Raw genomic sequence first — 14048 nt, forward strand, 5'->3', positions numbered from 1 at the left:
CTCTCGCCCGTCACTTTGTTGTCAAGTGATCGGACCTTCTCTTATTGGTGGGGGGCGAGGATCAAACGCTCATCCTCTTTGAAAAAATGCTCATCGCAGTTGTTGCCTGTGCCACTGCGATCAACCACCAGGAAGTCATCCCGCTTTTCGATCGTCAGCACCGGATGGTGCCAAACGCCGCGATGGTAATTAATGCCCTGCCTGCCGTTGGTGACGAAGGCGCGGACCAAGCCTGATACAGGTTCATCGCCAAGTGGCGCGACCACGATCAGAAAGGGGTTGCCGAGCAGCGGAATAAAAGCCTGGCTGCCCAGCGGGTGACGCTCCAGCATGCTGACGGTCAGCGGCATGTCCTGCGCGTCCGCGCGGAAGATGCTGATGATCGCCTTGTCCTCTGACGTGGCGGTTTCCACCGTCGCCAGTTTGTGAAAGCGCATGGTCGAACCGTTGTTGATCATGAAGTGATCGCTGCCGTCGGTTTCGATCACGTCACCGAAAGGGGCGAAGGCTTCTTTGGTCAGCGGTTCAATCGTCAGTGTGCGCATGCTGTTTTTATCCGAATTCTGTGTTGTTGGTTCTGTTGCTATCGCCAGCAGGCTGGCTCCCACAGGGGAACGCATTCCAAATGTGGGAGCCAGCCTGCTGGCGATGGGTTTGCGCTTATTTAGCAACCTTGCCCAATACGCGCAGGCGACTCACACCACCATCCGGGAACACGTTCAGGCGGATGTGGGTGATCGGGCCCAGTGCCTTGATCTGCTCGGCGAAGGTGTGTTCGGCGTGCATTTCCAGTTTCTGCGCCGGCAGCAGTTCGCGCCAGAACAGCGATTGGGTTTCGATCTGGCTGTCGGTGCCGCCCTTCACGAACGCGCCCTGGATCGAGCAAGTGTCCGGGTAGTTGCCCTTGAAGTGCAGGGTGTCGACGATGACTTTCTCGATCTCGCCGGCATGACCCAGCGCGACGATCACCCAGTCATTGCCCGGGGTACGACGACGTGCGGTTTCCCAACCGTCGCCCATGTTGATGCCACGACCCGGGTTGAGGATGTTGCTCATGCGGCCGAAGTGTTCGTCGGAGCAGGCGAGGGCGCGGCCACCGTTGAGGGCTGCGGCCAGGTCGACCTGTTCGTTGTCACCGACAGCGGACCAGTCGCGGAACGGAATACCGTACACACGCAGACGGGCCACGCCGCCATCCGGGTAGATGTTGAAGCGCAAGTGGCTGAACGACTGCTCGTTGTTGATTTCGTGGTAGTGGTGGCTGTTGCCTTGCAGCTCGACGGCCGACAGCACTTCAGTCCACTGAGTGTTGTCGTCCGGCTCGCCCGAAGCGAGGAAGCAGGCTTCCAGCGAAGCCGACGGCGGGAAGTTGCCGGTGAAGAATGAAGTGTCGATGTCCACGCCTTTGATCGAACCCGGTACGCCCAGGCGGATCACGGCGCTGTCGTAGCCTTCGAAGCGCTTGCGGCGCGACTCCCAGCCGTCCATCCACTTGCCGTTGTCATCGAACACGCCCTCCTTCCACACAGCCGGGGTCGGTTGGAACAGACGGTTGGCATCAGCGAACCAGTCATCGGTGACCGAGATGATTTTGGTGCCCAGGCGGGCGTCGGCCAGGTTGACGAACTTCTCGAAAGGTACGGCGTAAGCTTTCATTCTTCTTGTCTGCCTTTAATAAGTTGGCTTGGGATGCTCGCAGGGCCCTGGGTACTCTTCGCGTTTTAAAGCACTCGGGCCAGGCTCGCTATAGGGTCAGTAAACGGAACAGGGCGATCTTGTTGATCTCTGCCAGCGCGCACTTGAACTCGGTATCCGCCGAGTTGTGAATGCGCGTTTCGAACGCCGCGAGGATCTGATGCCGGTTGCTGCCTTTTACCGCCATGATGAAGGGAAACTTGAACTTGGCTTTGTAGGCGTCGTTCAGCTCGGTGAAGCGAGAAAACTCTTCGGCCGTGCATTGGTGAATACCGGCGCCAGCCTGTTCATTGGTGCTGGCTTCGGTAAGCTGGCCCTGGACGGCGGCTTTGCCGGCCAGGTCCGGGTGAGCGTTGATCAGTGCCAATTGACTGGCGTGATCGGCGCTCAACAGGATATCGCTCATGCGTTGGTGCAGGGTTTCGATCTGGTCGATCGAAGCGTCCTGGCCCAGATCGAAGGCCTTCTGGGCCACCCATGGCGAATGTTCGTAAATGTCAGCGAAAGCGGCGACGAACGCGTCGCGGCTCAGGGTCGAGGGCTTCAGGGTTTGAAAGGTGCTCATTGGGCAGCCCCTTGGTACGGGTGGGTTTCGTGCCAGTGGCGAGCGATGTCGACGCGGCGGCTGAACCACACCTGTTCATGACTTTTAGCGTATTCGATAAAGCGCTTGAGCGAGGCCAGTCGGGCTGGACGGCCGATCAGGCGGCAGTGCAGACCGATCGAGAGCATTTTCGGTGCTTCGGCGCCCTCGGCGTACAGCACGTCGAACGCGTCTTTCAGGTATTCGAAGAAGTCGTCGCCCTTGTTGAACCCCTGGACCTGGGTGAAGCGCATGTCGTTGGTGTCCAGGGTATACGGGATCACCAAGTGCGGCTTGCCGGTCGGGTTGTTCGGTTCCCAGTAGGGCAGGTCGTCGTCGTAGGTGTCGCAGTCGTAGAGGAAACCGCCTTCTTCCATCACTAATCGACGAGTGTTCGGGCCGGTGCGGCCGGTGTACCAGCCCAGCGGACGCTCGCCGGTGATTTCGGTGAGGATGCGGATCGCTTCGAGCATGTGCTCGCGTTCCTGCGCTTCGTCCATGTACTGATAGTCGATCCAGCGATAACCGTGGCTGCAGATTTCGTGACCGGCATCGACCATCGCGCGGATCACATCCGGGTGGCGCTGGGCGGCCATGGCCACGGCGAAGATGGTCAGCGGAATGTCGAATTCCTTGAACAGCTTCAGAACCCGCCAGACGCCGGCACGGCTGCCATACTCGTAAAGGGATTCCATGCTCATGTTGCGCGCGCCTTGCAGTGGCTGCGCCGAAACCATTTCCGAAAGGAAGGCTTCGGATTCTTTATCGCCGTGCAGGATGTTGCGCTCGCCGCCTTCTTCGTAATTGAGCACGAAGGACAGCGCGATGCGGGCATTGCCGGGCCAGTGTGGGTGAGGAGGGTTACTGCCGTAACCGATCAGGTCGCGTGGGTAGTCAGCGCTCACTGCAGTCTTCCTTCTTATTCGTGTTGACAGGTTGTGTGGCGGCCTGGCGATCAGATGACAGGCTGGCGTCACAGCGATGGGCTGATTGTATACAACTTTATATCCACTTTGTAAGCCTGAATTTTCGCATTTTTCATCAGGTGTCATCTTTGCGTGATACTGCAAGAAACCTGCCCAGTTGGTCAGCTAAGGGATGGAAGGTCCGCTGCTTGTATGGTTTAGCTTCAGATTGACGGCGAATCCTTGAATGGCGGTGCTGGCTGCAAAAATGTCGTTTTTATTGTGTACAATTTTTTTGAAAAGTGTCTTAATCAGTCGCTCGCCGCAGCTTTTCGTGCTCCGAATCGGTGCGGTCTCCTTTCAACTGACTTCGGGAGGCGCGAGGTCTGACTGCTCCACGCAGCAGGCGCGCAGAATCAATGGGACGTTTGACTACACACGTTTTGGACGCTGCACACGGTTGCCCGGGCAGCTCGATCAAGGTCGAGTTGTACCGCGTTGAAGGCTCGCATCTGGAATTGGTCGCCAGTGCAATCACCAACAGCGACGGGCGTGTCGATGCACCGCTGCTGCAAGGCGATGACTATCGCTCCGGGGTCTACCAGGTGCAGTTTCATGCGGGCGACTACTACCGCGCCCGTGGCGTACAGCTGCCGGAACCTGCGTTCCTGGATGTGGTGGTGCTGCGGTTTGGCATCTCTGCGGAACAGGATCACTACCACGTGCCGTTGCTGATTTCGCCTTATAGCTATTCCACATACCGCGGCAGCTGATCCCCCAAGCAGCTGCCTCCTCCGAGAAGCGACTGCGCATATAGCTTCTTTGGTCTTACGCCCGCTCACACTGCGGGCTTTTTTTCGTCTGGAGAAATGTGGCGTCCGTGCACACGTAATCGCTAGCAGGCCAGCTCCCACATTGGATTTGCGGCGTTCACAAATCTCCTGTGGGAGCTAGCCTGCTAGCGATGCTTTTAGCGGCTCAACAGCGACGCTGCACCCGCCCCACTGAACAACCCCGCACTCACCCGGTTAAACCAGCTCTGCCCCTTGCCACTGCGCAAGTACCGCGCTGCACCATGCGCGCCCAGCCCATAAGCCAGTTTGCACAGCAGATCCAGCACGGTCCACGTGGCGATCATCACCAGCAACTGCGGCAGGAACGGTTGCCCGGCGCTCAAGAACTGCGGCAGGAAAGCGGCGAAGAACAAGATGTCTTTCGGATTGCTCGCACCCAGCACAAATGCGCGTCCGAACAGGGCGCGAAAGCGCGGCACCGGCGCAGCCTGTGGCACTTCGGCGCCGACCGATGGCTGACGCGATTGCTGCCAGCTCTGCCAGGCGAGGTAGAACAGGTACAGCGCACCGACGATTTTCAATGCACTGAACAGCTGTTCCGAAGCCAGCAACAAGGCACCCAGACCCAGCGCAGAAGCGCTGAGCAAGCAGATAGATGCAATCACGCCCCCCAGAAACGCCGGGTAAGAACGACGCAAACCATAATTCAGACTGTTGCTGATCATCAGCAAAGACAGGGGCCCCGGGATCAGGATCACCACCAGCGCAGCGCCGCTGAACAGCAGCCAGGTTTCCAGACTCATCACTTTCCTCCATTTGCACAAAAGCCTCACCCGACGGGGTGAGGCTGTTTTCAAGCGAGTACCTGTGTTTACAAGAAGATGAACTTGGCGATGAAAATCGCGCAGAGCACCCACAGGCTCACGGAAATTTCCTTGTATTTACCGGTGCCGGCTTTCAACGCCACATAGGTGATGAAGCCCAGCGCAATACCGTCGGCGACCGAGAAGGTCAGCGGCATCATGATCGCGGTGACGATCGCCGGAATGCTGTCGGTCGCTTCGTCCCATTCGATGTGCGCCATGCCGCCCATCATCAGCATCGCCACGTAAATCAGTGCACCGGCGGTGGCGTAAGCGGGAATCATGCCGGCCAGCGGTGCGAAAAACATGGCTGCAATAAATAGCACACCTACGGTCACTGCGGTAAGACCAGTCCGACCACCAGCCGCTACGCCAGCGGCACTTTCCACATAGCTTGTTACGGGAGGAACACCGACCACGGCCCCGAATACGCTGGACGCGCTGTCGGCTTTCATTGCGCGGGAAAGGTTTTCGATACGACCGTCCGCGTTCACCAGGTTGGCGCGCTGGGCGACGCCCATCAACGTGCCGGCGGTGTCGAACATGTGCACGAAGAGGAAGGCCAGCACTACGCTGATCATACTGACGTTGAACACGCCGGCGACGTTCATCGCCATCCAGGTCGGTGCCAGGCTTGGCGGGGCCGACATGATGCCCTCGTAGTGCACCAGTCCCAGGCCCCAACCCGCCAGCGTTACGGTAATGATGCTGATGAGAATCGCACCGAACACCTTGTGGTAGCTGAGCACGGCAATCATCAGGAAGCAGATGGCGGCGAGCAGCGGGCCGGGCTCGCGCAGGGAGCCGAGCTTGATCAGCGTCGCCGGGCTATCGACGACAATGCCGGCGGTTTTCAAGCCGATCAAGCCGAGGAACAGACCGACCCCCGCGCCCATCGCAAAGCGCAGGCTCACCGGAATGCTATTGAGCAGCCATTCGCGGATCTTGGAAAAGGTCAGGATCATGAACAATACGCCGGAGACAAACACCGCACCGAGGGCGGTTTCCCAGTTGTAGCCCATGGTGCCGACCACGGTGTAGGTGAAGAAGGCGTTGAGACCCATGCCCGGCGCGAGGCCGACCGGCCAGTTGGCGTACAAGCCCATCAACAGGCAACCCAGCGCAGCGGCGATGCAGGTCGCAACGAATGCCGCGCCGTGATCGATCCCGGCGTCGGCCATGATGTTGGGGTTGACGAAGATGATGTAAGCCATGGTGATGAAGGTTGTCAGACCGGCAATCAGCTCGGTCTTCACCGTGGTGCCATGCAAGCTGAGTTTGAAGATGCGCTCCAGCCAGCCATTGCGTAACGGCGGCGAGAGTTCGAGCGTCGGGGCTTCGGATTTGCGGCTTTCCACAGCGAGTACTCCTCAAGAGTTTTATTGTTATTTCCAGGGCCGGACCCATGAGGGTGGCAGCGGCCCTTTGAGGCATTCGCGAATTTATTGACCTCTTGGTCAGGAACTCGCACGCAGTGGATTATGCTTTTGTATACAAATAATGCAAATAATGTTTTTGATTTTGTAGACGAAAAGTTTGGCGATAGGGATATATGGCCTTCGAGGCCCCCATCGCCAGCAGGCTGGCTCCCACAGGTTTTGTGCACGGCACCGGTCACTGTGGGAGCCAGCCTGCTGGCGATGGGGGCCAGAACAGTCAATCAACAACAGTCCGGCTTTTCCCAAGAGCCAGATTCACCGCCAACCACCCATTCACCGCCACCTCCCCAGCCTCGGCAAACACCCGCTCCAGCAATTTCACCTGTTCACGCCGCAATGACTGTTCAAACCGCGCACCGTCCACGGTCAGTTCCAGCAGCCGTTTACGCTTGTCAGTCTCGGACGCAACGCTGTTCACCAAATGCATTTCCACCAACTGGCGCAGCGGAATGTTCAGTGCCTGCTTGCTCACACCGAGCAATGTCAGCAACTCCTTGACGCTCAGGTTCGGGTAACGGGCGATGAAAAACACGATGCGTTGATGCACCCGGCTCAAGCCGCGACGCTCGAGCATTTCGTCGGCCTTGGCGGTAAACGCTTGGTAGCCGAAGAAGAACGCTTCCATGGCCTGCTGTTGGGAGGCGGGATTTTTAAGGTCAAGCATGTTGACGTATCCGTTCGGGTTGTCGTAATTTCGGTCAACCAGTTTGACTCATTTTCCTCAGGCCTCGCTACCGGTGACCCCATGGCTTTTTCCGAACGTGTCTCGCGCCTTAAAAGTTCTCTGATCCGTGAAATCCTTGCTGCGGCCCAACGGCCGGAAGTGATGTCGTTCGCCGGCGGCCTGCCGGCCGAAGCCATGTTGCCAAAAGTCGAATGGGCCGGCATGCCGCTGTCCATGGGGCAATACGGCATGAGCGAAGGCGAGCCAGCGCTGCGTGAAGCGTTGGCGGCGCAGGCGCGGGCATTGGGTGTGCCGTGTGAGGCGAGCCAGGTGCTGGTGGTCAGCGGTTCCCAGCAAACCCTCGATCTGGCAGCGAAGCTCTACCTCGACAAAGGCACCGAAATCCTGCTCGAAGCGCCGACGTACCTGGCGGCGTTGCAGATCTTTCAGCTATTCGGTGCAGATTGCATCACCGTGCCGCTGGAGGCTGATGGCCCGGATCTGCATGAGCTACGCACGCGTCTGGAAAAACACAAACCTGCGTTCATCTACCTCATCCCGACGTTCCAGAACCCATCGGCCGTGCGCTACAGCGAGGCCAAGCGCGATGCGGTCGCCGCGTTGCTGGATGAGTTCGGCGTCACCCTGATCGAAGACGAACCCTACCGTGAACTGACATTCGACGGCGGCAGCGCGACGCCGATTGTCAGTCGCTTGAAAAAAGCCAGTTGGATCTACACCGGCACCGTGTCGAAAACCCTGTTGCCGGGTTTGCGAGTCGGTTACCTGATTGCCAGTCCGGACCTGTTTCCGCACTTGCTGAAGCTCAAGCAATCCGCCGACTTGCACACCAATCGCGTTGGCCAGTGGCAGGCGCTGCAATGGATCGGCACCGAGAAATTCCAGCAACACCTGAGTGAGTTGCGGGATTTTTACCGGGTGCGGCGGGATGCGTTTCAGTCGGCGCTGGAAACCCATTTCTCTGATCTGGCCGATTGGAACGTGCCGCAGGGCGGGTTGTTTTTCTGGCTGACATTGAAGCAACCGCTGGATACGCGCACGTTGCTCAAGGCTGCGCTCGCGGCGGATGTGGCGTTCATGCCGGGTGAGCCGTTTTTTCCGGAGCCGGACAATCATCATGGGCATTTGCGGCTGAACTTCAGCCACATCGATCCGGCGCGGTTGGATGAAGGGCTCAAGCGGTTGGCGGCGGTGGTGCGTCAGGCGCAGGCGGCGAAAGCGGCTTGAGGGGAGGGTAGAAACAAATAAACCGGCTCGAGGGCCGGTTTATTTGGTCTGGGTTTTGTGGTGTCCGAAAGGACGCCGCCAAAACCTCAGGCCGCAGCAAATCGCTTATCCAGATAATCAATGATCACCTTGGATTCATACATCCAGGTGGTCTGGCCATTCTCTTCAATTCGCAGGCACGGCACCTTGATCTTACCGCCTTGCTCCAGCAGCACCTGACGATCCTGCTCATTGTTCTTTGCATCACGCAACGCCACCGGCACATTCAGGCGGCGCAAGGTGCGGCGGGTTTTCACGCAGAACGGGCAGGCGTGGAACTGATACAGGGTCAGGCTTTTGGCGGCCGTTTCTATCTGGGCCTGAGCAGCAGCGGGGCGCTGCTTTTTGCCGGGACGGGTGATGAAGTCGATGAAAATGATCAGTTGGCCGAGGCCGACACGAAGCGCTTTTACGAACACGGAATAAGTCTCACAGGGCGAACGGAAGGCGCGCAGCTTACCTGATTTTCACAGGCGAAAAAAAACCGGCGATGAATGCCGGTTTTCTTTGTGCTACGAATTACTTGATCAGGCTGAGAAACTCGCTGCGGGTAGCCGCGTTTTCGCGGAACTCACCCAGCATCACCGAGGTGATCATCGACGAATTCTGCTTCTCGACACCGCGCATCATCATGCACATGTGCTTGGCCTCGATCACCACCGCAACGCCCAGGGCGCCGGTGACCTGCTGGACCGCATCAGCGATCTGGCGGCTGAGGTTTTCCTGGATCTGCAGGCGGCGGGCGTACATATCGACGATCCGCGCGACTTTCGACAAGCCCAGCACTTTGCCGCTCGGAATGTAGGCGACATGGGCCTTGCCGATAAACGGCAACAAGTGGTGTTCGCACAACGAGTACAGCTCGATGTCTTTCACCAGCACCATTTCGCTGTTGTCGGAGCTGAACAAGGCACCGTTGGTGACTTCTTCGAGTGTCTGTTCGTAACCGCGGCAGAGGTACTGCATGGCTTTGGCGGCACGCTTTGGCGTGTCGAGCAGGCCCTCGCGGGACACGTCCTCGCCCAATTGGCCGAGAATCGCGGTGTAATTCTGTTCCAGTGTCACAGGGGCTGATTCCATAAGGGTTTCAGAGCGGTACTGTTTATTTCCGTACCAATTGTGCGCCAATCAAGCTTATTTCAAGCGTCCCGAACTCACACCTGTCGGTGCCGGAATTTATCCTTCGGGCGTAGGTCGATAGCAATGTCTGAACGCCATGACCGAGCTGAGTGGCAATAAACGCGGGGTTCATACCCGACATGAGGCACATGGTAGCGTATGTGTGCCGGCAGTTGTATTGCCGGTGGGCACGAATCCCCAAATCGGTCAGTACGACCTGAAAGTGCTTGCCGACAATCCTCGATAGCACCTATCGCGAAATCCTCAGAACATCAGCCTGTATTAGGAGAAGAGCGCCAGTCTGGAGGGGCAAGAGGTATTAACAATTTATTTGTTGCAGCCGATAGCCTGTCATTCAATCGAAATGTCTCAATGACCAGCGGGAATGTATGCAGAACGATTTTCTCTCAAGCCCCCGCTCCCCGATCGATCGCTCAAGCGTGGCACTGGCGCGCGCCTCTCTGTTCAAGTTTGTGGGCCTCCTGGCAGGTGTTTTTTTACTGGCCGGCTATTCACTTGTTTATCTTGCGCATGATTTAGACCGGGCAGAGGAAGTCGAAAGTGCCTTTTATGCGAAGAAGGCCATGGAGTCGCTGGAGAAGTCTCTTCGATCGACCGTCAAGGACTACGCGTTTTGGGGGGACACTTACAAGCATCTGCATGTTGAGGTAGACCCCGACTGGGCCTATGTAAGGCAAAACATGGGAACAACGCTTTACACGGACTTCGGGATTGCGGGTGTGTTTGTCGTCAACGACGTCAATCGCACGGTTTACGCTGTGATCAACGGTGAGCTGAAATCCGTTGAAGTTACTGAATGGCTCAAACAGTCCATTACCGCGATTCTTGATAAAGCCCGCGCAGGAGCGGAAACAGAAGCGCCAACAACAACCTTCGTCGATTTTGGAGGCGTCCCTGCGTTGGTCGCGGCAGCCGCAATCACGCCGGGAACCGACCCGACCGTAGTGGCTGATGACAGAGCGCCCTCGGTATTGGTTTTCGTTGACGTTCTTGACCGCGCCAAACTCGAAATGATTGGCAAGGACTACGGGGTAGCCGGTCTGCACGTCGCCACTTCCGACGAGGGTGGAACCTCCATCCTTCCATTGGGCGAGAACGGTAATGCCGGCCGTTTGCATTGGAGTCCGTCCACGCCCGGTCTGCGGTTATTGGGGCTCGGGTTGCCATTGATCGGCGTTGCTGCACTTTTGGTTTGCCTGATGACCTGGGTCATCTTGCGTCGCACCACTGCTGGCGCGCGGCTACTTGACTGCAGTTATGCGTCGTTGCAAAGCAGTCAGGCCGCGCTCGCCACCAGTGAAGCGCGCTTTCGCGATGTCGTTGAAGCCAGCTCGGACTGGGTATGGGAAATAGGCGCTGACTGGCGCTTCATCTATTTGTCCGAACGCTTCGAGGGTGTTACAGGGCTCTTTAGGGACACTTGGATTGGTGCACGGATGGATGATTTGCTGCACACCGAATTAGGCACGTTATCTCAATGGCTGAGCATTCCAAATCGTCGCCCGGACATCAGCGTCCAGTGCCGCTACATCGATACGAAGGGGCAGGAGCGAATCACCCGTCTATCTGCGCGAGGAATGACCGGGGGCGGGTTTCGAGGCACTGCAACCGATGTCACCGAAGAAGTCGAAGCTCGTCGCAAAATTGAATTTCTCTCACAGCATGATGCCCTCACGGGGCTGCCGAACAGAAGCCGACTCCAAGAGTTTCTCGACGGAAAGCTCAAGGCTTTACCTACCGTAGAACAACCTCTGGTCATGCTCAGCCTGGACCTTGATCGCTTTAAACCGGTGAATGATCTGTTGGGGCATGCGGCAGGAGACCTGGTACTCAATGAAGTGTCCAGCCGTCTGGCTGACTGCGTTCGCCATGGGGATCTTGTCGCCCGAATCGGCGGTGATGAGTTTGTACTGATCCTCACCGATCTGAGCTCCCAAGAGGAAGTCGAGGTGCTGTGCCGACGTCTGATCGATTCCGTTGAGCGGCCTATTGAGATCGATGAGCAGGAGGTATTCGTCAGCGCCAGTATTGGTATCGCAATGGCGCCCAATGATGCTTGCGAAGCTACCGAGCTGCTTCGCTATGCGGATATTGCCTTGTACGAGGCCAAGGCAGGGGGGCGTAATACCTGGCGTTTTTATGCGGGCGACATGAACGCCAAAATAATTGAGCGCCGTCGTTTGGAAAGCGACCTGCGTTTCGCGATCAAGCACGGAGAGCTGCGACTGCATTTCCAACCACGCTATCGCATCGCTGATGGTCATATGGTGGGGGCCGAAGCATTGGTACGGTGGCAACATCCGGAGCGTGGATTGATACCGCCCGACACGTTTATCTCCATCGCTGAAGAAAGCGGGCTGATTCTTTCGTTGAGCAACTGGGTGCTAGAGACCGCCTGCAGGTACGCCGCTCGGTGGCCGGAAAGTCTGTTCGTTTCAGTTAACCTTTCACCTACCGAATTCAAGCAAGGAAATTTGGCAGCGCGCGTTCAGAAAACACTTCACGACTGTGGCATCGATCCGGCTCGAGTAGAGCTGGAGGTAACAGAGGGTGTCATGCTCGAAGATGCTGCAGGCGCTCTTGAGGTCATGCACTCGCTGAAACGCCTCGGCGTGCGTATCTCCATGGACGACTTCGGTACGGGATACTCTTCGCTGAGCTACCTGCGCACATTCCCTTTCGATGGCCTGAAAATTGACCGCAGTTTTTTGAACCGGCTGGCGGATAGCGAAGATGACAAGGCCATCATCCAGGCTATCGTCGGCTTGGGCCACGCCCTTGCACTCACCGTCACGGCAGAAGGCATTGAATCGGTGGAACACCTCAAAATGCTGAAAGCGGTGTCGTGCGATGAAGGTCAGGGTTATTTCCTGAGCCGGCCGCTTGATACTGAAGCGTTCAATGCTTTGGTGGGGCTTAAAGCAGCAACGGCCACTAAAAGCGACGCCTGAGGCTACTTGCTGTTAGGGGGCGACAAGCTTGATATTTTACTCGTCGCGACCCTCCATCATGGTGCGTTTGAGCATCACATAAACCGCTCCCGCGCCGCCATGTTTCGCCTGGCACGAGGTGAAACCAAGTACCTGTGAATGCTGGCGCAGCCAGGTGTTGACGTGGCTTTTGATCATTGGCCGCTTGCCGTCCAGCCGTACGGCTTTGCCGTGGGTGACGCGCACGCAGCGAATTTCGAATTTGGTCGCTTCCGCCAGGAACGCCCAGAGGGTTTCCCGGGCCTTTTCCACGCTCATGCCGTGCAGGTCGAGGCTGCCTTCGAAGGGGATCTGGCCGATCTTGAGCTTGCGCATCTGGCTTTCCTGCACGCCGTCACGCGCCCACATCAACTCGTCTTCCGGGCCGACATCGATCACGAACTGATCGGACAGGCCATCAACGGTGGTGGCATCGGTGCGCACGGTGGCGGCCTGACGCAGTTTGGCGATTTGCGCGCGGTCAGCCTTGGGTTTGCCGGTTTCGGCGCGGTCGTGCTTGATCGGCTTGACGCCTTGGATCGCGCTTTTGAACAGGGAAAAATCGTCGTCTTGCATATCAGCCTCCGCGAAGGGCGGCCAGTTTACCCAAGTCGAGACACGATCGATAACAATTGGGGCCCGGCAAAACGTCAGGCCTTCAATTCAGTCGTGTTTTTTCATCAGATGCGGGGACATGTTCAGTTCGCGCGACTGGCGTGCACGGCGACGGCAACGACGCCACAGCCATACGCCCAGGTAGAGCAGAAACAGGCCGACCGCCAGAATGATTGCCGAGCCCAGCGGGCTGGCATTCAGTTCGCCGAGCGCCGGAGGGCGGCCCAGCAGACTGGCGGCGCCGGCCATCGCCAGCAACACACCGCACGTTGCCAGCAAGGCAGCGAAGGCTGCGCCGAATCGAAAACGCCAGTTGCTTTGGCCTTTGGGCCGCAAGCGGCGTGCGTCAAAACCATCGGATAACTTCATTCCGACCTTCCTCAATGGGTATCGGCCCTTCGACCGGGAGTTGACCGGGATGTTCCTGAGGCTATGACATTTACAGCTAATGAGAGGCTTTTGCGGATGAGCGGCGCCATGAACCGCTCATCAAGCGTCGATCAGATCAGATCATGGGTCAGGGCGAGCGTGGCGAAGTTGTCCGCCATGATCGCCATTTCGGTCTGTTGAACGTGGTCGGCGCTCAACACACCACCCTTGTAGGGCAAATCGCGCGTTGCACAGGCGTCTTCAACGAGGGTGCACCGAAAGCCCAGGTTTTTCGCGGCGCGCACGGTGGTGCTGACGCTGGAATGACTCATGAAACCGCAGACGATCAGGTCCAAAGAGCCGAGATTCTGCAGGCGCTCAAGCAGTTCGGTACCGTGAAACGCACTCGGCAGCAATTTACCGATGATGGTTTCGTCGCTCTGTGGTTCCAGACCCGGGATGAATTCACCGCGTTCGCCTTGCGGGTCGAACAGCCCGCCGACGGTGCCGAGGTGACGCACATGGACGATGGGCCGACCGGCTGCGCGGGCAGCGCTCACCAGTTGCTTGATGTTCGCGACGGCAGCCTCCATGCCGACCAGGGCCAGGGGGCCGCTGAGGTATTCCTTCTGGGCATCGATGATGACAAGGGTCGCATGGCTCAGATTGGCGGCGGCATAACCGCGGCCGCTGAGTTGAAACATCGTTTTTGGAACGGACATTCT

General features: G+C 57.9%; 15 protein-coding genes. 3 read left to right on the plus strand and 12 right to left on the minus strand.

All coding sequences use genetic code 11. The features are described 5' to 3' along the window. Positions 1-41: 41 nt before the first annotated feature. The 4 genes from F8N43_RS01540 to puuE all read right to left on the minus strand — a co-directional run bounded on the left by F8N43_RS01540 (position 42) and on the right by puuE (position 3183). Positions 42-545 carry an ureidoglycolate lyase gene (locus F8N43_RS01540; protein WP_150631146.1) on the minus strand — a complete coding sequence of 168 codons (504 nt, stop codon included), beginning with the start codon at positions 543-545 and terminating at the stop codon, positions 42-44. 115 nt (positions 546-660) lie between these two features. Beyond that, a complete protein-coding gene (gene alc, locus F8N43_RS01545; RefSeq protein WP_150638742.1) occupies positions 661-1656 on the minus strand; it encodes an allantoicase in 996 nt (331 codons plus the stop codon). A gap of 88 nt (positions 1657-1744) precedes the next feature. Continuing rightward, a complete protein-coding gene (uraD, locus tag F8N43_RS01550) occupies positions 1745-2260 on the minus strand; it encodes a 2-oxo-4-hydroxy-4-carboxy-5-ureidoimidazoline decarboxylase (protein ID WP_150631086.1) in 516 nt (171 codons plus the stop codon). After that, positions 2257-3183, minus strand: coding sequence for an allantoinase PuuE (gene puuE, locus F8N43_RS01555; protein ID WP_150631087.1), 927 nt, complete (start codon positions 3181-3183; stop codon positions 2257-2259). The genes uraD and puuE overlap by 4 nt, the downstream gene beginning before the upstream one ends. Positions 3184-3602: 419 nt before the next feature. On the opposite strand from puuE, the gene uraH reads away from it, so the two are divergent. Continuing rightward, a complete protein-coding gene (gene uraH / locus F8N43_RS01565; protein WP_150638740.1) occupies positions 3603-3956 on the plus strand; it encodes a hydroxyisourate hydrolase in 354 nt (117 codons plus the stop codon). A 197-nt stretch (positions 3957-4153) separates the two neighbouring features. Here the strand turns inward: uraH and F8N43_RS01570 are convergent, their stop codons facing one another. The 3 genes from F8N43_RS01570 to F8N43_RS01580 form a co-directional block, all read right to left on the minus strand. After that, entirely contained in the window at positions 4154-4780 is a 627-nt protein-coding gene (locus tag F8N43_RS01570) for a LysE family translocator (RefSeq protein WP_008031463.1), read from the minus strand. Between the two features lie 68 nt (positions 4781-4848). Further along, complete coding sequence (locus tag F8N43_RS01575) at positions 4849-6198, minus strand: NCS2 family permease (protein WP_017339770.1); 1350 nt, start codon at positions 6196-6198, stop codon at positions 4849-4851. 298 nt (positions 6199-6496) lie between these two features. Then, on the minus strand, positions 6497-6943 hold the full coding sequence (locus tag F8N43_RS01580) for a MarR family winged helix-turn-helix transcriptional regulator (protein ID WP_150631089.1): 447 nt from the start codon (positions 6941-6943) through the stop codon (positions 6497-6499). An 81-nt stretch (positions 6944-7024) separates the two neighbouring features. On the opposite strand from F8N43_RS01580, the gene F8N43_RS01585 reads away from it, so the two are divergent. Then, complete coding sequence (locus tag F8N43_RS01585) at positions 7025-8191, plus strand: PLP-dependent aminotransferase family protein (protein ID WP_150631090.1); 1167 nt, start codon at positions 7025-7027, stop codon at positions 8189-8191. 86 nt (positions 8192-8277) lie between these two features. Here F8N43_RS01585 and F8N43_RS01590 read toward each other — a convergent pair whose 3' ends face one another. Together F8N43_RS01590 and folE are read right to left on the minus strand one after the other, a co-directional pair. Continuing rightward, positions 8278-8649, minus strand: coding sequence for a glutathione S-transferase N-terminal domain-containing protein (locus F8N43_RS01590; protein WP_150631091.1), 372 nt, complete (start codon positions 8647-8649; stop codon positions 8278-8280). Positions 8650-8749: 100 nt separating this feature from the next. Beyond that, the gene (gene folE, locus F8N43_RS01595; protein WP_010456659.1) at positions 8750-9295 is read right to left on the minus strand and encodes a GTP cyclohydrolase I FolE; all 546 of its coding nucleotides are present in this window, start codon (positions 9293-9295) and stop codon (positions 8750-8752) included. 443 nt (positions 9296-9738) lie between these two features. Between folE and F8N43_RS01605 the strand changes: the two genes are divergently transcribed. Beyond that, on the plus strand, positions 9739-12321 hold the full coding sequence (locus F8N43_RS01605) for an EAL domain-containing protein (protein ID WP_150638734.1): 2583 nt from the start codon (positions 9739-9741) through the stop codon (positions 12319-12321). A gap of 36 nt (positions 12322-12357) precedes the next feature. Here F8N43_RS01605 and F8N43_RS01610 read toward each other — a convergent pair whose 3' ends face one another. The 3 genes from F8N43_RS01610 to F8N43_RS01620 all read right to left on the minus strand — a co-directional run bounded on the left by F8N43_RS01610 (position 12358) and on the right by F8N43_RS01620 (position 14045). After that, a complete protein-coding gene (locus F8N43_RS01610; protein WP_008146127.1) occupies positions 12358-12915 on the minus strand; it encodes a Smr/MutS family protein in 558 nt (185 codons plus the stop codon). Between the two features lie 87 nt (positions 12916-13002). Next, on the minus strand, positions 13003-13323 hold the full coding sequence (locus tag F8N43_RS01615; RefSeq protein ID WP_017339763.1) for a hypothetical protein: 321 nt from the start codon (positions 13321-13323) through the stop codon (positions 13003-13005). A 131-nt stretch (positions 13324-13454) separates the two neighbouring features. Next, positions 13455-14045 carry a cysteine hydrolase family protein gene (locus tag F8N43_RS01620; RefSeq protein ID WP_150631093.1) on the minus strand — a complete coding sequence of 197 codons (591 nt, stop codon included), beginning with the start codon at positions 14043-14045 and terminating at the stop codon, positions 13455-13457. Positions 14046-14048: the final 3 nt, after the last annotated feature.

It is taken from the genome of Pseudomonas fluorescens (assembly GCF_902498065.1).
In the GTDB taxonomy this organism is placed as follows: domain Bacteria; phylum Pseudomonadota; class Gammaproteobacteria; order Pseudomonadales; family Pseudomonadaceae; genus Aquipseudomonas; species Aquipseudomonas fluorescens_BJ.

Coding starts and splice junctions, on each gene's coding strand:
- F8N43_RS01540 (WP_150631146.1), bottom strand. CDS start 545: ATGCGCACACTGACGATTGAACCGCTGACCAAAGAAGCCTTCGCCCCT.
- alc (WP_150638742.1), bottom strand. CDS start 1,656: ATGAAAGCTTACGCCGTACCTTTCGAGAAGTTCGTCAACCTGGCCGAC.
- uraD (WP_150631086.1), bottom strand. CDS start 2,260: ATGAGCACCTTTCAAACCCTGAAGCCCTCGACCCTGAGCCGCGACGCG.
- uraH (WP_150638740.1), top strand. CDS start 3,603: ATGGGACGTTTGACTACACACGTTTTGGACGCTGCACACGGTTGCCCG.
- F8N43_RS01570 (WP_008031463.1), bottom strand. CDS start 4,780: ATGAGTCTGGAAACCTGGCTGCTGTTCAGCGGCGCTGCGCTGGTGGTG.
- F8N43_RS01580 (WP_150631089.1), bottom strand. CDS start 6,943: ATGCTTGACCTTAAAAATCCCGCCTCCCAACAGCAGGCCATGGAAGCG.
- F8N43_RS01585 (WP_150631090.1), top strand. CDS start 7,025: ATGGCTTTTTCCGAACGTGTCTCGCGCCTTAAAAGTTCTCTGATCCGT.
- F8N43_RS01605 (WP_150638734.1), top strand. CDS start 9,739: ATGCAGAACGATTTTCTCTCAAGCCCCCGCTCCCCGATCGATCGCTCA.
- F8N43_RS01610 (WP_008146127.1), bottom strand. CDS start 12,915: ATGCAAGACGACGATTTTTCCCTGTTCAAAAGCGCGATCCAAGGCGTC.
- F8N43_RS01615 (WP_017339763.1), bottom strand. CDS start 13,323: ATGAAGTTATCCGATGGTTTTGACGCACGCCGCTTGCGGCCCAAAGGC.
- F8N43_RS01620 (WP_150631093.1), bottom strand. CDS start 14,045: ATGTCCGTTCCAAAAACGATGTTTCAACTCAGCGGCCGCGGTTATGCC.